Source organism: Vibrio ouci (genome assembly GCF_004551525.1).
GTDB classification, from domain to species: domain Bacteria; phylum Pseudomonadota; class Gammaproteobacteria; order Enterobacterales; family Vibrionaceae; genus Vibrio; species Vibrio ouci.
Window position 1 is genome coordinate 35146 of record NZ_SATR01000022.1, and the last position, 19212, is coordinate 54357.

The following is a 19212-nucleotide window of genomic DNA, read 5'->3' on the forward strand; positions in this document are numbered from 1 at the left end:
TCATGTCTGAAAATTACGATTCATCGAGTATTAAAGTACTAAAAGGTCTGGACGCAGTACGTAAGCGTCCTGGTATGTACATCGGCGACACGGATGATGGTACCGGTCTGCACCACATGGTTTTCGAGGTGGTGGATAACTCAATTGATGAAGCGTTGGCAGGTCACTGTAAAGACATCATTGTGACAATTCATGAGGACAACTCAGTTTCTGTGAGCGATGACGGCCGTGGTATCCCAACGGAAATGCACCCAGAAGAGAAAGTATCAGCTGCAGAAGTTATCATGACGGTACTTCACGCTGGTGGTAAGTTCGATGACAACTCATACAAGGTATCGGGTGGTCTACACGGTGTTGGTGTTTCGGTAGTAAACGCACTATCAGAAAAAGTGACGCTAACTATCCATCGTGGTGGTCATATCCATAGCCAAACTTACCATCACGGTGAGCCTCAAGCGCCACTAGCTGTGGTGGGCGATACGGATAAAACCGGTACTCAAATCCGTTTCTGGCCAAGTGGCGAGACGTTCACTAACACTGAGTTCCACTATGATATCCTAGCAAAACGTCTACGTGAGCTATCATTCCTAAACTCTGGTGTTTCTATCAAGCTTAAAGATGAGCGTGAAGAAGACAAGAGCGACCACTTCATGTTTGAAGGTGGTATCCAAGCGTTCGTTGATCACCTAAACACCAACAAAACACCTATCATCGAGAAAATCTTCCACTTCGATTTCGAACGTGAAGATGGTATTTCAGTTGAAGTAGCGATGCAGTGGAACGATGGTTTCCAAGAAAACATCTACTGTTTCACTAACAACATCCCTCAACGTGATGGTGGTACTCACCTTGCTGGTTTCCGTGCAGCTCTAACTCGTACCTTGAATTCGTTCATGGACAAAGAAGGCTTCTCGAAGAAAGCGAAGACTGCGACATCAGGTGATGATGCGCGTGAAGGTCTAACGGCAGTTGTTTCGGTGAAAGTGCCAGATCCTAAGTTCTCTAGCCAAACAAAAGACAAGCTGGTTTCATCTGAAGTGAAATCTGCGGTTGAATCGGCAATGGGTGAGAAACTGTCTGAGTTCCTAGTTGAGAACCCGGCAGAAGCGAAGATGGTTTGTTCTAAGATTATCGATGCAGCACGTGCTCGTGAAGCAGCGCGTAAAGCTCGTGAAATGACTCGTCGTAAAGGCGCGCTCGATTTAGCGGGTTTACCAGGCAAGCTAGCTGACTGTCAGGAAAAAGACCCTGCACTCTCTGAACTATACATAGTGGAGGGTGACTCGGCAGGCGGCTCCGCAAAACAAGGCCGTAACCGTAAGAACCAAGCAATCCTACCGCTAAAAGGTAAGATTCTTAACGTTGAAAAAGCACGCTTCGACAAAATGCTGTCTTCTCAGGAAGTTGCAACGCTTATCACAGCACTTGGTTGTGGTATCGGTCGTGACGAGTACAACCCAGATAAACTGCGTTACCACAACATCATCATCATGACCGATGCCGATGTCGATGGTTCGCACATCCGTACGCTACTATTGACCTTCTTCTACCGTCAAATGCCAGAGCTTATTGAGCGTGGCTACGTGTACATCGCTCAGCCACCACTTTACAAAGTGAAGAAAGGTAAACAAGAGCAGTACATCAAAGATGAAGATGCAATGAACCAGTACCAAGTGGCTCTTGCTCTAGACAATGCAGCTCTACATGTTAACCCAGAAGCGCCTGCGCTATCAGGTGAATCACTAGAGAAGCTAGTACAGCAATACAATGCGGGTATTAAGCTAGTAGATCGTATGAGCCGCCGTTACCCACGTGCGCTCATTCATGAGTTAATCTACACGCCTCGTCTAACCGCAGAGCAGTGTCATGATGCATCAACAGTAGAAGCTTGGACTAAGCAGCTTGTTGAGCAATTAAATGCCAAAGAAGTAGGCGCAAGCCAATACAGCTTCGAAGTAGAACAACACGCTGAGCTAGGTTTAAGCCTACCTAAGATTGTCGTTCGTACTCACGGTGTGACCCATGAGCATGCACTGAGCATCGACCTAATCAACTCGAAAGAATACGGCAAGCTAGCGTCTCTTTCTGAAGCATTAGATGGTCTAGTTGAAGAGGGTGCTTACATTAAACGTGGTGAGCGTACTCAGCCTGTATCAAGCTTTGTTGACGCACTAGAATGGCTAATCAAAGAGTCACGTCGTGGTCTAAGCCTACAGCGCTACAAAGGTCTGGGTGAGATGAACCCAGATCAGCTTTGGGAAACGACGATGGACCCAGAAACACGCCGCATGATGCAAGTAACGATTGAAGATGCAGTAGGTGCTGACCAACTGTTCACCACGCTAATGGGTGACCAAGTTGAACCGCGTCGTAACTTCATTGAAGAGAATGCACTGAAAGTTGCTAATTTGGATGTATAACGTTCCTCGTTACTAGCAGTGAGTCTCTAGAATAAGCGCAGATCGAAAGATTTGCGCTTTTTTATTGGAGGGTAATTAAAACAACCAGTTAGTATTAATCTAGCCACTAGCCACTAGCCACTCGAAACTAGCAACTTTTTTACTTTTATCCCTTGAAACTGATTTTCCCCAACCACATATCTATTGTTGAAGAGGAAAGCTGTCTTGCTCATAAGAGAAGAAACAGAACCTCTGGACTCGCTGACAAGGCATTGCTCAAGAGAGGATGACCTTTGAGGCACACAATTTAAAACTTGATTCGTTGCTATGTCCCCGCGCTTAGACCTAACAGAGGTAGCCAGAGGAATAGTGAATGAGTCCCTTAGTCGGCAACGATCTATACAAGGTAGATCCGCGCAAACTCACGACTAAGACTATTGCTTACTAAAAGGATAGCATTATGAGAACTGTAGATTTCACTCCACTTTACCGCAACGCAATTGGCTTCGATCGTCTATTCAGCATGATGGAAGCAAACACCTCGAAGAACACTTCTGGCGGTTACCCTCCGTACAACATCGAGCAAAAAGATGAGAACAACTACCGTATTACCATGGCAGTTGCCGGCTTTGCTGAAGACCAACTCGATCTGACTCAAAAAGAAAATATGTTGATCGTGAAGGGTGAGCGTAAAACAGAAGCTGAAAAGACCTACGTATACCAAGGTATCGCAGAGCGTGATTTCGAACGTAAATTCCAGCTAGCTGACTACGTAAAAGTCGTAGGTGCAAGCATGGAAAACGGTCTACTACACATTGACCTAGAGCGTGAAATCCCAGAAGCGATGCAGCCACGCAAGATTGCGATTAATGGCAAGAATTTGATTGAGGGCTAAATGCCATCAGCTTTAACTAGCTGAGTATATTCGGGAAGAAGAGTGAAAGAGCACCCTTACCTTGAAAAAGGCGGTGCTCTTTTTTATTGGATTATTTATAGTGTCATTCCATAGAGGGAGGAACGACCGAGTAGGGAATCTCTACTTACTTTCGTTGTAAGCTTTCTCAACTTCTTCAGCGATGATCTTAATGCCTTTTTGCATCATCTCATCATCTTGAACGTAGTTCATACGTAGACATTGGTGAGCATGATCCCAATCGTCTTCTTGGCCAATAAAGAAATATTCACCAGGTACAATTAATACCACGCGTGCTTTCAAGCGAGCATACAGTTCCATGGTTGTGATTGGCAGTTCGTCAAACCAGAGCCATAAGAAAATCGCCCCTTCCGGCTTATGGATACGGAAGCGAGGGTCTGAAATGGCATCTTGCAGCAATTCGACCGCGCGTAATGATTTCTGCTTATAGAACGGCTTGATCACATCAGAGCTCAGCTTTAATAGATCGCCTTTACCGATAATATGATTGGCTAGAGCTGGACCAAGGCTACCCGGGGCTAAGCTGATAATACCGTTCATATTGGTCATAGCTTGAGTCACTTCTTCGCTAGCAATCACGATACCGCAGCGCACGCCTGGCAGACCAAGTTTAGATAAGCTCATGCATAGAATCGTGTTCTCATTCCAAAACGGCTGCACATCTTCAAAGATAATATTTGGGAATGGCAGGCCGTAGGCATTATCAATGATCAGCGGAATATTGTTTTCACGTGCCAGCTTATCCAACTTATGGATCTCTTCGTCCGTCAGCACGTTACCGGTTGGGTTGGTTGGGCGAGAGGCACAAATCGCGGCAACCGAGTCATCGACTTTAAGCTGTTCAAAATCAACGTGGTATTTAAACAGGCCGTTATCAAGTAGTTCGATTTCTGGGTGGTAGGAAACGAAGATATCTTCATCAATTCCAGCATCGCCGTAGCCAATATATTCAGGGGCGAGTGGCAGTAGAATCTTTTTTTGTGAGCCATCTGGTTGTTGACCAGCAAGCAGGTTAAATAGGTAGAAAAATCCACTCTGGCTGCCGTTGGTTAAGCTGATGTTCTTTTCTGAAATATCCCAGCCATAGGTATCTTTCAACAGCTTGGCGAGTGCTTTTACAAAGGCATCTTTGCCTTGCGGTCCATCATAGTTGGCCATCGCGGAGACGAGCTCTCCACTGGCGAGCATATCCTCACTGGCTTGGCGAAAGTAGTCGAGCATGGCTGGAATGGCGGCTGGATTGCCTCCGCCGAGCATGATGGCACCAGGAGTGCGTAGACCATCATTTAAATCATCCATTAGTTGGGTGATGCCTGAATACTGATTAAATTTTTCACCAAATTTTGAGAACTGCATTACTTGTTGTACCTAATTCATTATTGTCATTGCTTTATGTATAGAACAGTCAGTGCGTTGCTGACCAATAGAGTAATCCCTGAACATACCTTAATGTGCAAATAGAGCAAAGCGAGAATTAGTATTGAGTGAAAAAAAGCCAACATCGTGATGTTGGCTTAGTGAAAAAACGGGCTAATACCGATCTGCGTACTTATTGCGAGCCTGTGTAAACCACGAGCACCTTGTCATCTTGATAGCGGCGCTCGAAGGCGTAGTAACCTTGTTGGTGGCGGGTAATGTGTTCGCCCTGAGCGACAGCAGGATGGCGTTGTCTAAATTGTCCAAGCTTTTGCCAGTGTTCGAGCAGTTGCTGGCGCTCACCGGTTATCTGATTCCATGGCATATCTGAACGCGTCCCTTGATGAGGATCTGAACCGGTCGGGCCAAAGTCACGTGCGATCTCATCGCCGTAATAAATCTGAATTGCGCCGGGTGCCAGCATTAATGCGTTGGCAGCGCGAACTTGCTGTTCAATGGTTTTGGCTCGGCTACCCCAAAACAGAGAGGTATCGTGAGATGACAAGTAGCTTAAGACGTTAAAGCTACTGTCTTGATTGATTCGCTCTGCATAGCGCTGGTAATCACGGTCGAGGTCAGCAAAGCAGCTTAGTGCTTTCGGTGCGACATCGCCTTGGAATTCAAAGTTGATGATCGAATCAAAGCCGTGGTCGAAATAGGGGCTCTTAACCACACTATGCGCCCACACTTCACCTGTCATCCAGAATGGTAAATCATCGAGCGCTTTGTCTGGATTGTTTTGCTTCCACTCCGCGAGCGCTGCTGTCGATTCGAGTTTTAGCTGTTGCCAAGTTTCAAACTCGACATGCTTGGCGGTATCGACTCTAAAGCCATCAATGCCATATTCTCTAACCCAATCAGATAGCCAGGTAATTAAGTGCTGTTGGGGTGTTTGGCTGACATCCTGTGCGTTAGTCGATTTATTGCGATAGAAATTGGGCAATCCAGTAGCTTGCCCAGACTCTGTTTTGATATCCGGTAAATGTGCCAATGACATGGTGCGGTCGTTATAGCCGGGCTGGTCATAATCTCCAATATCGGTGCGAATCCAATCTTTGCCCCACCATTTTTGCCACGCCTCACCATCACGGTAGTTAATATAGTCATTAAAGCTGTGCCAGTTTTGACCTTGCTTTGGTGTCCAGTCCGTCCACTGTTCACCGAGAATATCTAGCGCTTCTTGATCATCTAAATACAACTGGCCAAAATTGAACGCCTGCATATCGGCTAATGTTGCATAACCCGTATGGTTGAGCACCACATCCCAGATAATACGAATCCCTTTTCTGTGTGCAGTATCGATTAAGGTTTTAAGCTCTTGTTCAGTGCCCATATTGGAATCAAGTTTAGTCCAATCTTGGTGGTAATAACCGTGGTAACCATAGTGTTTGAAATCACCATTGCTACCGCCGCCTACCCAGCCATGAATTTGCTCTAATGGAGAGGTGATCCACAGTGCATTCACACCTAACTCTTCAAGATAATCTAACTTTTCGGTTAACCCAGCCAGATCGCCGCCATGGAAGGTGGCGATCTCTTTATCGCCATCATTGCTGCGGCCATAACTATGGTCATTGTTTGGATTGCCGTTGTAAAAGCGGTCCGTCATAACAAAATAGACCGTCGCATTATCCCAACTAAACGCTGTAGATTCTGGCGATTCCACTTGCTCTAGTAACATCACGCCTTGGCTCATTACACCCGCTTTTAAGCTTACTTTGCCGTTGTTGACGATAGCTTGTTGACCGGTTAAGGCATCGCGAATGGTGCTGCCATTAGCGAAGGTCGAGGATACATCAATGCTAGTGGGTTGATCACTCGCAACAGGACATTGATAACGAGCAATCGCGTCCGCTTTAGGTTTCACTTTAACGGTAAGCTGGTTGGAGTCTCGGTTGAGAATAAACTGGTAGGTATTGGCACGGAATACTCGCATCGGGATCGCGGCAGAATCAGCACAGTTATCAAGCGTAAGTGCTTTATTGAACTTGATGCGCGCGGCATCTTGCAGTGCGTAGCGACTGCCACAACTTTGCTGGTGGTCTGCGATAGAGAGTGAGTAACTGCCTTTGGTCAGTGTTTGCTCAGCAATAAGTAGGCCGTCACCTTGCTGCTCAAACGTGGCCTGCGAATCTCCAATAGTTAGGGTCAGAGCATTATTGGGTGTTTGGGTGCAAGCGGCTAAAAGAGATGCTGATAGGGCTAAAATAGACTTTTTCATAGAATCTTTCCCGAATATTTACGCTGTTTATAACAAAACAGTGCCACTACAATCCGAGTGATGATCCTACTGGTGGGCGAATTTATCCCTACACAATTTTATAGAGTTCACAAAACGCATTTTTAGCCTTAATCGCCAATAAAAAGTCGCTAATAAAAAAGGGAAGCTCAATGCTTCCCTTTTTCTAATACCTTACAACGGTGATTATTTCTGTAGTAGAGAAATATCCGCAATCTGAAGGAACAGGTTACGTAGGTTGTTAAGTAGCGTTAGACGGTTCTTCTTCAGAGCTTCGTCGTCTGCCATTACCATTACGTTATCGAAGAATGCATCAACAGGCTCACGTAGACCCGCTAGCTTGCTTAGCGCCTCTTGGTAGTTACCTGTAGCGAACGCTGGCTCTAGTGCTTCTGTCATTACTTCAACGCTTTCTGCTAGTGTTTTCTCTGCGTCTTCTTGTAGAAGTGCAAGGTCGATGTCTGCAGCTAGTTCACCGTCGAATTTCGCTAGGATGTTACCTACACGCTTGTTCGCAGCGGCTAGTGCTTCAGCGGCTTCTAGCTCGCGGAAGTGAGATACCGCTTTCACGCGCTGATCGAAGTCTGCTGGTTTGGTTGGACGGTTAGCCAGTACAGCTTGGATGATATCCACGCTGAAGCCTTCGTCTTTGTACCATGCATTGAAACGACCAAGCATAAATTCAATAACATCAGTTTCAACGTTGTCGTTAGTCAGGCGGTCAGCAAACAGAGACTTCGCTTTTGCGATTAGGTCTGTTAGGTCTAGGTTGTAGCCGTTTTCTACGATGATACGTAGTACACCTAGAGATGCACGACGTAGAGCGAATGGGTCAGAACCTTTTGGAGCTTGGCCAATACCGAAGATACCTACGATAGTGTCTAGCTTGTCTGCCATTGCTACAGCAGATGAGATACCTGTGCTTGGTAGGTCATCACCGGCGAAACGAGGCATGTACTGCTCGTAAAGCGCTAGTGCAACTTGCTCGTCTTCACCATCGTGAGTCGCGTAGTGCATGCCCATTACACCTTGAGTATCGGTAAACTCGAATACCATAGATGTCATTAGGTCACACTTAGCTAGAAGACCAGCACGCTTAGATTTTTCAACGTCAGCATCGATCTGCTCAGCGATGTAGCCAGCAAGTTCAGTAATACGGTCAGTCTTGTCTTTGATAGTACCAAGCTGCTTCTGGAAGATAGCTTGCTCTAGCTCAGGTAGACGGTCGATTAGAGGACGCTTACGGTCAGTGTTGAAGAAGAATTCTGCATCCGCAAGACGTGGACGTACAACCTTCTCGTTACCTTCGATTACGTAGCGAGGCTCTTTTGATTCGATGTTTGAAACGAAGATGAAGTTAGGCAGTAGCTTCTTGTTGTCATCGTAAACAGGGAAGTACTTCTGGTCACCTTTCATGGTGTAAACCAGAGCTTCAGAAGGTACTTTTAGGAACTCTTCTTCAAACTTCGCAGTTAGGACTACTGGCCACTCAACCAGAGAAGTCACTTCTTCTACTAGGTCATCTTCTAGATCTGCTGTACCACCAACCGCTGCTGCTGCTTTTTGCGAGTCAGCAAGGATGATCGCTTTACGCGCTTCGTAATCTGCCATTACTTTACCGCGCTCTTCTAGGATCGCTGGGTATTGCTCTGCAGATTCGATAGTGAACTCTTGCTCACCCATGAAGCGGTGACCACGGATAGTGCGGTCTGATGCTACGCCTAAGATCTCACCTTCGATAAGGTCAGTGCCCATTAGCATAGTTAGCGTTTTAACCGGGCGGATAAACTGAGTTGTCTTGTTACCCCAACGCATTGGCTTAGCGATAGGCAGGTTACCTAGTGCTTTTGCTGCCAGCTCAACAACGATTTCAGACGTTGCTTGGCCTTTTACTTCCTGTTTGAACAGCAGCCATTCGCCTTTGTCTGTGACTAGACGGTCAGCTTGCTCAACAGTGATGCCGTTACCACGAGCCCAGCCTTGAGCCGCTTTAGTTGCATTGCCGTCAGCATCGAATGCGACAGAAACTGCAGGACCACGCTTCTCAACCACTTTGTCTGCTTGGCCTTCAGCTAGCGCTGAAACCTTAAGTGCTAGACGACGAGGAGCGGCGTACCATTTCACACCTTCATGTGCTAGGTCTGCGCCTTTTAGCTCAGCTTCGAAGTTTGCTGCGAACGCTTCCGCTAGAGTGCGAAGTTGCGTTGGTGGTAGCTCTTCCGTGCCCAGTTCAATTAGAAATTCTTTAGCCATGATTACTTCTCCTCGCCTTGAACTTTTTGTTCTTGGGTACGACACATAGGGAAGCCAAGCGCTTCACGTGATGCGTAGTATGCTTCAGCAACTGATTTAGTCAGGTTGCGGATACGAAGGATGTAACGTTGGCGCTCTGTAACAGAGATAGCTTTACGCGCATCAAGGATGTTGAATGCGTGACCTGCTTTTAGAATGCGCTCGTAAGCTGGAAGCGGAAGTGGCTTCTCTAGCTCAAGTAGTTCTTTACACTCTTTCTCGCACTGGTCGAAGAAAGTGAATAAGAAATCTACGTCAGCGTGCTCGAAGTTGTAGGTTGATTGCTCAACTTCGTTTTGGTGGAAGATATCACCGTAAGTCACGTTGCTACCGTCTGGTGCCACGTTCCATACAAGGTCGTAAACTGAGTCTACTTCTTGAATGTACATTGCTAGACGTTCGATACCGTAAGTGATCTCACCAGTAACAGGCTTACACTCAAGGCCACCAACTTGCTGGAAGTAAGTGAACTGAGTTACTTCCATACCGTTTAGCCATACTTCCCAACCAAGACCCCATGCGCCTAGCGTTGGGTTTTCCCAGTTGTCTTCGACGAAGCGAATATCGTGAACTAGCGGATCGATACCAAGAACTTCAAGTGAGCCTAGGTACAACTCCTGAATATTATCTGGAGAAGGTTTTAGGGCTACTTGGAATTGATAATAGTGCTGCAGACGGTTCGGGTTTTCACCGTAACGGCCATCGGTAGGACGACGTGAAGGTTGAACGTAAGCTGTCGACATTGGCTCTGGGCCAAGTGCACGTAGACATGTCATTGGGTGAGAGGTGCCCGCACCTACTTCCATATCTAGAGGTTGAACAATAGTACAACCGTTTTGTGCCCAGTAATCCTGCAGCGCGAGGATCATTCCCTGGAAGGTTTTGATATCGTATTTTTGCATAGTAATTCGCGCAATTCTTTGAGTAAAAGGTCTGTCTAAAACAGAGAAAAATAACAATCAAGTATACCCAGATATTTGGCATGGGAGTAGCGCTAATCTTGATTAATTCGTAGGCGAAAATCTCCTTTAGTGGAATTTTTCCGACTTATCTAACCAAATTCTCTTAAAAGGGAGTTTATTTGCAGTTTGGCGGTTGAGAATCATCCTTGAGCTGGTTAGAATCACACCGTCTTTGGGGAGTAGCTTACCTATTTATCAACACTGGGATAGTAGGTTCGTCTGTCAACATAATTGATGCAAAATCATCATGGCATTCGAGACCCAATATCGGCGCACAATAACAACATGCCGATGTGGTTTAGCAAGACCTTAGACAAATCATCATGAACCGGGGTGGGGCATGAGGTTTGTCTTTGGTTAAATATAATATTCCCGCCCCATGAAGAGCATGTCGTGAGCGTTTTAGCTATCTCAATCACCACCGTCGCACTGGCGGAGATCGGTGATAAAACTCAATTACTATCACTTTTACTAGCCAGTCGATACCGCAAACCAATCCCTATTATTGCTGCAATTTTTCTTGCCACTATTGCTAATCATGCCTTAGCTGCATGGCTTGGTGTGGTTGTCGCAGATTACATGACACCTGAAACCTTGAAATGGGTGCTGGTGGTCAGTTTTATTGCCATGGCGGCTTGGGTACTGATTCCTGATACGTTGGATGATGACGAACAGATTTCCAATCGTGGCCCGTTTATCGCTAGTTTTATTGCATTCTTCGTTGCAGAGATTGGCGATAAGACTCAAATCGCGACCTCGATTCTGGGTGCGCAGTATGCTGATGCGTTAACTTGGGTGATTCTTGGCACCACCATCGGTATGTTGTTGGCCAATGTTCCTGTGGTACTGATTGGTAAACTTTCCGCGGATAAAATGCCACTGGCTTTGATTCGAAAAGTCACGGCTTTGTTGTTTGTCGCTCTGGCGATTGGCGCTGCGGTACTGTAGCCAAAAGCTGCGATTACGATGTTAAATATCAATAACTATCGATGAAATCGCGTTAGATCAAACTCTGACTTAAATTCGAACTGATACGTGATCGCTGACATATTAGTGTCATAGTTGTCATGGTAATTTAACCTTGTGGATGATAGCGAGAGGGCAAGGTTATGCTTACACGTTATATGGGGATGACCCCTAAGAGTCAGAGTTATTTGTTCACCTTCGGCTTGGCGCTATGCCTATTGGCAATGGTGCTAACTGATATGTGGCTACCGATAGTCGCAGGGTCGTTTATTTTGACTGGATTGACGGTTGAAGCTTGGATCCGCGTCGCGCATATTATTCCTATGCATGAAGAGATGCGCACGATGAGAAAACAGCTCAACAAACTGCAAAGCGAAGTCCGCACCCTCGAATATGATGAATAAAAAAACGGCCGCCATCTGGCTGCCGTTTTGTTTTCTCAGGCAGAGATTACTCCATGCCTTTCTTGATTAGGTACTGAAAAGGTAGCTCTTCAGTTTGAGAATCTATCAGTTGATGATCCATAAAGCGGCAAAAACTAGGAATGTCGCGTGTCGTCGATGGATCATCGGCTTTCACAAGCAACACTTCTCCATCCTGCATATTTCGAATTGTCTTCCTGACCATCATAACTGGCTCTGGGCAGCGTAATCCTTCTGCCTCTAAGGTTTTGTCTGCCTGCTGTGGATTGAATGTCATGGTCGTATCTTTGGTTACTCAATTTGGCCTAGATAATACTAGTGAAGAAAAAATATTCAATAACCCCTTGGCAAAGTGAACAATTTGTTTTAACTTAGTTAACAAGTTGGTAACAATTAACAAGGAAAGCAAGTATGTTGACAGCTCTAGATCGTTTAACCATCTATTCCGTGCTGTGTTTTATCTCTTTTTGCGCCCTTGTTTTACGTTCACCAGCAGAATCGTCCTCGTTTATGCCATTGCTTGGTATGGGCGCGACGGTTGTAGGGATTTGGCTTGAGATGCATCGCTGGCCGAGCGCATCTGAAGAACAAGAGAACGGATAATAGCACTTCCAACTGTTATCTGTTTTTACCACTACGCTCAACTACATTCCGACACTATCCCCAGTTTTCTTGGGCTTCCCCGCTGAAAAGCGGGATTTTTTTTGCCTGAAAAAGGTACAATCAAGTTAATCCCTTATAGAAATTAGTGGCTCAACGTGGAATTAGAAGACATCTATCGTCGTGATCTTAACTTGCTAGTCGCACTGCGAGTGTTAATTGAAGAGTGCAGCGTGAGTAAAGCTGCCCATCGTTTAAACCTCAGTCAGTCTGCGATGAGTCGAGTGCTAGGTCGATTGCGAGAGATGCTTGGTGACCCTTTATTTACCCGCCAAGGGCAACACTTAATCCCGACCGAAAAAGCGTTAGAGATTGATCGCTGTTTGGGTGAGCCGCTCGAGTCACTGCGTCAGTTGTTATCACCGATTGAGTTTGAGCCGCAAAGCTGTGACCAAACCTTTACCATTGCGACCACGGACTATGCGATGCAAACTATTTTGCCGTTTGCTTTGCCGCGTATCTATCAAGAAGCGCCCAATGTATCGTTTAATTTCTTACCGCTGCAGCATGACCGTTTGGCCGATCAGCTCACCGCAGAAGGCGCAGATTTAGCCATTTGTCGTCCAATTGGTCCGGTTGCGCCACTCCGTAGCGAAATACTAGGCCGTGTCGGTGTGTTGTGTTTGCTCTCAAAGCAGCATCCACTCGCTGATGAAGAGATGAGTTTGGCGGACTACCTGACTTATCCCCATGCGATGATTGCGATCAGTGATGGCGTTAAGGCTCTGATTGAAGGTGCTTTGGTCGACCAACCAAGACGCAAAATGGCGCTGCGCGCATACCATCTTGAAGCGGCGCTAGCGATTGTCGATACCATGCCAATCATTATTACTGTGCCAGCTGATTTAGCTTATTTAGTCGCCGAGCGTTACGACTTAGTGATAAAGCCACTGCCGTTCCAATTTACCCCTTTTGATTACTCGATGATCTGGCATCCACGCTGTGAACATTCACCAGCTCAGGAGTGGTTACGTGGAATCGTAAAGGAAGAATGCAGTCGCTTGATTGCCAAACGAATTGAAGATATTGGTTTGGACTAAACCGCTTGAATAAAAAAAGAGCCAGCATTACAGATGCTGGCTCTTTTTTATTGTGCGTGCTTAAAGCTTGATAACTACGCGGCCTGTTACTTGACCGTTAGTGATGTCTTCAGCGTATTTTGGCGCTTCTGCTAGCTCTACTTCGGTACATGCTTGCTCGAAGTAGCTGTCTGGTAGTAACTCAACTAGTTTTTCCCATGCCGCGATGCGTTTTTCGGTTGGGCACGATACTGAATCGATACCTTGCAGGCGTACATTACGTAGAATGAACGGCATTACTGTAGTCGGTAAGTCAAAACCACCCGCTAGACCACAAGCGGCTACTGCGCTGTTGTAATCCATTTGTGACAGTACTTTCGCCAGTACTTTGCTGCCGACAGTATCAACCGCACCTGCCCAGATTTGCTTTTCAAGCGGACGTGCTGGCTCTTCAAATTCTACGCGGTCGATAATGCGGCTAGCGCCAAGTTTCTCTAGTAGTGGACCGTTTTGTTCAACGCGACCTGTTACCGCAGCAACTTGGTAGCCTAGTTGAGCTAGCAGTGTGACTGCTACTGAGCCTACGCCGCCACTTGCGCCAGTCACTAGGATTTCACCATCTTCAGGTTTGATGCCAGCATCAAGTAGCGCTTGAACACACAGCATGCCAGTAAAGCCAGCTGTACCGACCATCATAGCTTTTTTGCTATCTAGGCCTTGTGGTAGTGGTACTAGCCAGTCCGCTTTTAGACGCGCGCGCTGTGCCATGCCGCCCCAGTGGTTTTCACCTACGCCCCAACCAGTTAGGACAACTTTGTCACCTGCTTGGTATCGGTCATCTTCAGAGCTCACTACCGTACCGGCAAGGTCGATACCTGGCACCATCGGGAAGTTGCGGATGATTTTGCCTTTACCCGTGATTGCTAAACCGTCTTTGTAGTTTAGTGATGAGTAATCAACATCGATCAGTACTTCGCCTTCTGGCAGTTGTGCTTCATCGATCTGTTCGATGGTTGCGATAGTACGTTTTTCTTCTTGGTTTAGAATCAGTGCGTTAAACATAGTGATCTCCACAAATAGAGCAGCAATTTAAAAACTGGGTTCAGTGTAGACCTAAACTGGCTATGACAAAAATGAAACTTTAGCATTATATCTATGCGTATCACGCATTTTGACCAAAGTATAAGCAAGTGAGAAATTGTTTAGGGATGTAGATAAGAAAAGCCCTTAACCGAGTGGGTTAAGGGCTTAAGAGTTTATGAAAGGAAGAACTTGTACGACGGGTTGTCGGTTTCATCTTTACATTGATAGCCGAGCTCTCGTAAATGGGCTGAGAAGCGGGATAAGTCTGACTCATCAAGCTCAAAGCCACACAGTACTCGACCATAGTCAGCACCGTGGTTACGGTAGTTAAATAGGCTGATATTCCAGTGAGTACCAAGCGTGCTTAAGAATTTCACTAGTGCACCCGGGTATTCTGGGAATTCAAAGCTGTAAAGACGCTCTTTAAGTGGCTTCGAAGGTTTACCTCCAATCATATAGCGCACGTGCAGTTTGGCCATTTCATCATCAGAGAGGTCGACCACTGGGTAGCCGCCGTCACGGAGATCATGAATGATGTTGTCTAACTCTTCTTGACCACCTTGCAAACGGACACCAACAAAGATGTTCGCTAGTTTGTCGTCGTTGTAGCGATAGTTAAACTCAGTCACTGCACGGCCGCCAATCAGGTTACAGAACTCAAAGAATGCACCTTGACGCTCTGGGATGGTGACAGCCAACAGACCTTCACGCTTTTCACCCAGCTCACAACGCTCAGAGACGTAACGCAGACCATGGAAGTTGGTGTTAGCACCTGACAGCACTGTGCCAAGTTGCTTGTCTTCAAGCTTATTCTGTTCAGCGAACTTCTTTAGACCAGCTAGTGCAAGTGCGCCAGAAGGTTCAGCGATAGCACGAGTGTCTTCAAAGATATCTTTGACTGCCGCGCAGATTTCATCACTGGAGACAGAGATATGACCATCAATGTACTTTTCACATAAACGATAGGTCTCTTCACCAATGCGCTTAACCGCAACACCATCGGCAAACATACTGACCTGATCGAGTACTACCGGCTCACCGGCATCCAGCGCTGCTTTTAGACAGGCTGAATCTTCTGGCTCAACGGCAATCACTTTGATTTCTGGCATTAGCTGTTTAACCAGCACCGCAACACCGGCTGCTAGACCGCCGCCACCTACAGGAACGAAGATATAATCGAGATGGCCATTTTGCTGCAGCATCTCCATACCAATCGTACCTTGACCTGCAATCACTAATGGGTGATCGAAGGGTGGTACAAAGGTGTATCCATGCTGAGCAGACAGACGCTCTGCTTCAGCTTTCGCTTCATCAAAGTTGCTGCCATGTAAAACCACGTTACCACCAAAGCCAAGTACCGCCTCGACTTTGATATCAGGAGTGGTTTTTGGCATCACGATGGTGGTCTTAATGCCGAGCTTTGTACCTGATAGCGCCATACCTTGGGCATGGTTACCCGCGGATGCGGTAATCACGCCCGCAGCTTTTTGCTCATCAGTCAGGCTCGCGACCATATTGTACGCGCCGCGCAGTTTAAACGAGTGTACCGGCTGGCGGTCTTCGCGTTTGATCTGCACATTGTTACCAATACGTGCCGACAGGCGTGGCATTTCTTGAAGTGGCGTTACCGTTGCCACTTCATAAACAGGCGCTCGCAAGATCTGGCGCAGGTAATCCGCGCCAGTTTGAGGTTCTTGCCCTGAAAGTATTGAGTCATTCATAAGCTAGTCCTCTAGCTTTGATTTATCTCGTACTGCACCTTTGTCAGCACTGGTCGCCATACTTGCGTACGCTTTTAGTGCAAATGAAACTTCACGTTGACGGTCGACTGGTTTCCAGCCTAACTCGTCTTGTTTCGCACGGCGCTCAGCAAGCTCTTGTTCAGAAACTTGTAAAGAAATTGAACGGTTTGGAATATCAATTGCGATAATATCGCCTTGTTTAACCAGACCAATTGCGCCGCCGTTTGCTGCTTCAGGAGAAGCGTGACCGATTGATAGACCTGATGTACCACCAGAGAAACGACCATCAGTCAGAAGTGCACACTCTTTACCAAGACCCATAGATTTTAGGTAAGTGGTTGGGTAAAGCATTTCTTGCATACCCGGGCCACCTTTAGGACCTTCGTAACGGATAATCACAACATCACCGGCTTTTACTTTGCCGCCCAAGATGCCTTCTACTGCATCTTCTTGGCTTTCAAACACAACTGCAGGGCCAGTGAATTTATGGATACTTTCATCCACGCCAGCGGTCTTAACGATACAGCCATCAAGGGCGATGTTACCTGACAGTACTGCTAGGCCACCTTCTTGGCTAAAGGCATTTTCTTTGGTACGGATACAACCTTCAGCACGGTCATCATCAAGACGATCCCAACGACAGTCTTGTGAGAACGCTTTAGTGGTACGAATACCAGCAGGACCAGCGCGGAAGAACTTCAATACGTCTTCGTCTTCCGTTTGGATGATGTCGTACTTAGCGAGCTGCTCTTTCATTGAAAGACCAAGTACAGTGCGAGCGTCATTATGCAGTAGACCTGCGCGGTCTAGTTCACCCAGGATAGCCATTACACCACCAGCGCGGTGTACGTCTTCCATGTGATATTTCTGCGTTGATGGCGCCACTTTACATAGATGAGGCACTTTACGAGACAAGCGATCGATATCGTCCATATCGAAGTCAATCTCACCTTCTTGCGCAGCGGCTAGCAGGTGAAGAATGGTATTGGTTGAACCGCCCATTGCGATATCTAGCGCCATCGCGTTTTCAAATGCGTCAAACGTAGCAATATTGCGCGGCAGTGCTGATTCGTCATCTTGTTCGTAGTAACGACGCGTCAGTTCAACGATACGTTTCCCCGCATTGATGAATAGCTGCTCACGGTCTGCGTGGGTTGCTAGCATTGAACCGTTACCTGGCTGAGAAAGACCCAGCGCTTCAGTTAGACAGTTCATTGAGTTCGCGGTGAACATACCTGAACATGAACCACAAGTTGGACATGCGCTACGCTCGATCTGTTCACTCTGCTCGTCCGATACTTTCGGGTCTGCACCTTGGATCATCGCATCAACAAGGTCGAGCTTGATGATTTGGTCAGAAAGCTTGGTTTTACCTGCTTCCATGGGGCCGCCAGACACAAAGATCACTGGAATGTTGAGGCGCATAGAGGCCATTAGCATCCCTGGAGTAATTTTGTCACAGTTAGAGATACACACCATCGCATCCGCACAGTGGGCGTTGACCATGTACTCAACTGAGTCAGCGATCAGTTCACGTGATGGCAGTGAGTAAAGCATACCGCCGTGACCCATTGCGATACCGTCATCGACCGCAATGGTGTTAAATTCTTTTGCAATACCACCGGCTTTTTCGATTTCACCCGCGACTAGTTGGCCCATATCTTTTAGGTGGACGTGGCCCGGTACGAATTGAGTGAATGAGTTAACTACGGCAATAATTGGTTTACCAAAATCTTCGTCTTTTACCCCAGTTGCGCGCCAAAGGGCACGAGCACCCGCCATGTTACGGCCATGAGTGGTGGTTGCTGATCTATATATAGGCATCTTCTATTTCCTTATTTCGCCGCGTCTTCTGGGTAAACGTAATCTAACCAGCCCCACTTATCTTCAGTGGTGCCGTTGAATAGGCCAAAGTATGCTTCTTGCAGTTCTTTGGTGATTGGGCCGCGTTTGCCTGTGCCCACTTCAATCTTATCGATGGTTGCAACCGGAACAACTTCTGCTGCTGTACCTGTCATAAATACTTCGTCTGCAAGGTAAAGTGCTTCACGAGCAATGTTTGCTTCACGTACTTCATAACCACGATCGCGTGCCAGCGTCATGATCGAGTCGCGAGTAATACCTGGCAGGATTGCGCTGGTTGCTGGTGGAGTGGTGATCACGCCATCTTTAATTACAAAGATGTTCTCACCTGCACCTTCAGATAGGTAACCATCTACGCTTAGTGCGATGCCTTCGTCGTAACCGTGACGACGTGCTTCACCACCGACTAGTAGTGATGATAGGTAGTTACCGCCTGCTTTAGCCGCAGTAGGGATAGTGTTTGGTGCTGCGCGGTTCCAGCTTGAAATCATCGCATCTACGCCAGCTTCTAGCGCTTCTTCACCTAGGTATGAGCCCCAAGGGAAGGCTGCAATGATCAGATCCATTTCTGTGTCTGCTGGCGGACAAACGCCAAGGCCAACATTACCAACAAAACCTAGCGGGCGAATGTAAGCGCTATCTAGCTTGTTTTGACGCAGTGTTTCGCGCGTTGCTTCCATGATCTCTTCAACCGTGTAAGGAATCGGGAAGCGGTAAATCTTCGCTGAATCTTTAAGACGTTTTGCGTGCTCTAGGTGACGGAAGACAATTGGACCTTTAGGTGTGTTGTAACAGCGTACCCCTTCGAAAACCGAAGTACCGTAGTGCATTGCGTGAGTTAACACGTGTACATTCGCCTCTGCCCAAGGAACCATTTCACCATTGAACCAAATGTAATCTGCAGTTTTTGTAGCCATTTATTGCCTTCCTTATGCACAAATCTTTTGTTGTAGGTTGTTATTCGGTAGTTCGTCGCGCGCAATTTGCGTTACTTCAACGGTGCGTACATCCCAAAGCTTCTCGATCTGATTGGTGAGAAATGAAATTGGGCGATCGCTATCAACGATGATCTCGACGCTCGCGACTTTGCTTTCGTGGTTTTGCGTGCCTGCCACTTGCTTAACAATAAAGCCACGGTGGCGAACAACGCGAAGAACACGCTCTAACAGGACAGGTTTATCGTCTGCTTTGATGTCGATTAGGTATCTTTCCATG

Annotated in this window: 16 protein-coding genes; 6 read left to right on the forward strand and 10 right to left on the reverse strand. The window is 46.8% G+C overall.

Annotated elements, in window-relative coordinates:
- Window positions 1–2: 2 nt before the first annotated feature.
- Window positions 3–2420: a DNA topoisomerase (ATP-hydrolyzing) subunit B gene (gene gyrB, locus ELS82_RS14810; RefSeq protein WP_134836164.1), complete on the forward strand. Its 2418-nt coding sequence runs from the start codon at window positions 3–5 to the stop codon at window positions 2418–2420.
- Between the two features lie 439 nt (window positions 2421–2859).
- Entirely contained in the window at window positions 2860–3294 is a 435-nt protein-coding gene (locus ELS82_RS14815) for an Hsp20 family protein (RefSeq protein ID WP_134836165.1), read from the forward strand.
- A gap of 141 nt (window positions 3295–3435) precedes the next feature.
- Here ELS82_RS14815 and ELS82_RS14820 read toward each other — a convergent pair whose 3' ends face one another.
- The 4 genes from ELS82_RS14820 to glyQ form a co-directional block, all read right to left on the reverse strand.
- Window positions 3436–4689 (reverse strand): valine--pyruvate transaminase, encoded by a 1254-nt coding sequence (locus ELS82_RS14820; protein ID WP_134836166.1) that lies wholly within the window; start codon window positions 4687–4689, stop codon window positions 3436–3438.
- Window positions 4690–4882: 193 nt separating this feature from the next.
- Window positions 4883–6970, reverse strand: a complete 2088-nt coding sequence (locus ELS82_RS14825; RefSeq protein ID WP_134836167.1) for an alpha-amylase — start codon at window positions 6968–6970, stop codon at window positions 4883–4885.
- 204 nt (window positions 6971–7174) lie between these two features.
- Window positions 7175–9241 (reverse strand): glycine--tRNA ligase subunit beta, encoded by a 2067-nt coding sequence (glyS, locus tag ELS82_RS14830; protein ID WP_134836168.1) that lies wholly within the window; start codon window positions 9239–9241, stop codon window positions 7175–7177.
- Window positions 9242–9243: 2 nt separating this feature from the next.
- Window positions 9244–10182: a glycine--tRNA ligase subunit alpha gene (glyQ, locus tag ELS82_RS14835; RefSeq protein WP_126575736.1), complete on the reverse strand. Its 939-nt coding sequence runs from the start codon at window positions 10180–10182 to the stop codon at window positions 9244–9246.
- 453 nt (window positions 10183–10635) lie between these two features.
- On the opposite strand from glyQ, the gene ELS82_RS14840 reads away from it, so the two are divergent.
- Together ELS82_RS14840 and ELS82_RS14845 are read left to right on the forward strand one after the other, a co-directional pair.
- Window positions 10636–11190 (forward strand): TMEM165/GDT1 family protein, encoded by a 555-nt coding sequence (locus ELS82_RS14840; RefSeq protein ID WP_134836169.1) that lies wholly within the window; start codon window positions 10636–10638, stop codon window positions 11188–11190.
- Between the two features lie 161 nt (window positions 11191–11351).
- Window positions 11352–11612 (forward strand): hypothetical protein, encoded by a 261-nt coding sequence (locus tag ELS82_RS14845; RefSeq protein WP_004417254.1) that lies wholly within the window; start codon window positions 11352–11354, stop codon window positions 11610–11612.
- A 46-nt stretch (window positions 11613–11658) separates the two neighbouring features.
- Here ELS82_RS14845 and tusA read toward each other — a convergent pair whose 3' ends face one another.
- Window positions 11659–11907, reverse strand: a complete 249-nt coding sequence (tusA, locus tag ELS82_RS14850; RefSeq protein ID WP_053439990.1) for a sulfurtransferase TusA — start codon at window positions 11905–11907, stop codon at window positions 11659–11661.
- Window positions 11908–12041: 134 nt separating this feature from the next.
- On the opposite strand from tusA, the gene ELS82_RS14855 reads away from it, so the two are divergent.
- Both ELS82_RS14855 and ELS82_RS14860 read left to right on the forward strand, forming a co-directional pair.
- Entirely contained in the window at window positions 12042–12233 is a 192-nt protein-coding gene (locus ELS82_RS14855; protein WP_071985918.1) for a hypothetical protein, read from the forward strand.
- 155 nt (window positions 12234–12388) lie between these two features.
- The gene (locus tag ELS82_RS14860; protein ID WP_134836170.1) at window positions 12389–13330 is read left to right on the forward strand and encodes a LysR family transcriptional regulator; all 942 of its coding nucleotides are present in this window, start codon (window positions 12389–12391) and stop codon (window positions 13328–13330) included.
- A 60-nt stretch (window positions 13331–13390) separates the two neighbouring features.
- Here the strand turns inward: ELS82_RS14860 and acuI are convergent, their stop codons facing one another.
- From acuI to ilvM, 5 genes are all read right to left on the reverse strand, one after another.
- Complete coding sequence (gene acuI, locus ELS82_RS14865) at window positions 13391–14371, reverse strand: acrylyl-CoA reductase (NADPH) (protein ID WP_134836171.1); 981 nt, start codon at window positions 14369–14371, stop codon at window positions 13391–13393.
- A gap of 194 nt (window positions 14372–14565) precedes the next feature.
- Window positions 14566–16113 (reverse strand): threonine ammonia-lyase, biosynthetic, encoded by a 1548-nt coding sequence (ilvA, locus tag ELS82_RS14870; protein ID WP_134836172.1) that lies wholly within the window; start codon window positions 16111–16113, stop codon window positions 14566–14568.
- Window positions 16114–16116: 3 nt separating this feature from the next.
- Window positions 16117–17958 (reverse strand): dihydroxy-acid dehydratase, encoded by a 1842-nt coding sequence (gene ilvD, locus ELS82_RS14875; protein WP_134836173.1) that lies wholly within the window; start codon window positions 17956–17958, stop codon window positions 16117–16119.
- An 11-nt stretch (window positions 17959–17969) separates the two neighbouring features.
- Window positions 17970–18914 carry a branched-chain-amino-acid transaminase gene (ilvE, locus tag ELS82_RS14880; RefSeq protein WP_134836174.1) on the reverse strand — a complete coding sequence of 315 codons (945 nt, stop codon included), beginning with the start codon at window positions 18912–18914 and terminating at the stop codon, window positions 17970–17972.
- A gap of 12 nt (window positions 18915–18926) precedes the next feature.
- Window positions 18927–19211 (reverse strand): acetolactate synthase 2 small subunit, encoded by a 285-nt coding sequence (gene ilvM / locus ELS82_RS14885; RefSeq protein WP_004411027.1) that lies wholly within the window; start codon window positions 19209–19211, stop codon window positions 18927–18929.
- Window position 19212: the final 1 nt, after the last annotated feature.

What these genes read in the sequence shown, in the direction of transcription:
- glyS (WP_134836168.1), bottom strand. Translation starts at nt 9,241, where the DNA reads ATGGCTAAAGAATTTCTAATTGAACTGGGCACGGAAGAGCTACCACCA.
- ELS82_RS14815 (WP_134836165.1), top strand. Translation starts at nt 2,860, where the DNA reads ATGAGAACTGTAGATTTCACTCCACTTTACCGCAACGCAATTGGCTTC.
- ilvE (WP_134836174.1), bottom strand. Translation starts at nt 18,914, where the DNA reads ATGGCTACAAAAACTGCAGATTACATTTGGTTCAATGGTGAAATGGTT.
- ilvM (WP_004411027.1), bottom strand. Translation starts at nt 19,211, where the DNA reads ATGGAAAGATACCTAATCGACATCAAAGCAGACGATAAACCTGTCCTG.
- gyrB (WP_134836164.1), top strand. Translation starts at nt 3, where the DNA reads ATGTCTGAAAATTACGATTCATCGAGTATTAAAGTACTAAAAGGTCTG.
- ELS82_RS14845 (WP_004417254.1), top strand. Translation starts at nt 11,352, where the DNA reads ATGCTTACACGTTATATGGGGATGACCCCTAAGAGTCAGAGTTATTTG.
- ELS82_RS14820 (WP_134836166.1), bottom strand. Translation starts at nt 4,689, where the DNA reads ATGCAGTTCTCAAAATTTGGTGAAAAATTTAATCAGTATTCAGGCATC.
- glyQ (WP_126575736.1), bottom strand. Translation starts at nt 10,182, where the DNA reads ATGCAAAAATACGATATCAAAACCTTCCAGGGAATGATCCTCGCGCTG.
- ilvA (WP_134836172.1), bottom strand. Translation starts at nt 16,113, where the DNA reads ATGAATGACTCAATACTTTCAGGGCAAGAACCTCAAACTGGCGCGGAT.
- ELS82_RS14855 (WP_071985918.1), top strand. Translation starts at nt 12,042, where the DNA reads ATGTTGACAGCTCTAGATCGTTTAACCATCTATTCCGTGCTGTGTTTT.
- tusA (WP_053439990.1), bottom strand. Translation starts at nt 11,907, where the DNA reads ATGACATTCAATCCACAGCAGGCAGACAAAACCTTAGAGGCAGAAGGA.
- ELS82_RS14825 (WP_134836167.1), bottom strand. Translation starts at nt 6,970, where the DNA reads ATGAAAAAGTCTATTTTAGCCCTATCAGCATCTCTTTTAGCCGCTTGC.
- ilvD (WP_134836173.1), bottom strand. Translation starts at nt 17,958, where the DNA reads ATGCCTATATATAGATCAGCAACCACCACTCATGGCCGTAACATGGCG.
- acuI (WP_134836171.1), bottom strand. Translation starts at nt 14,371, where the DNA reads ATGTTTAACGCACTGATTCTAAACCAAGAAGAAAAACGTACTATCGCA.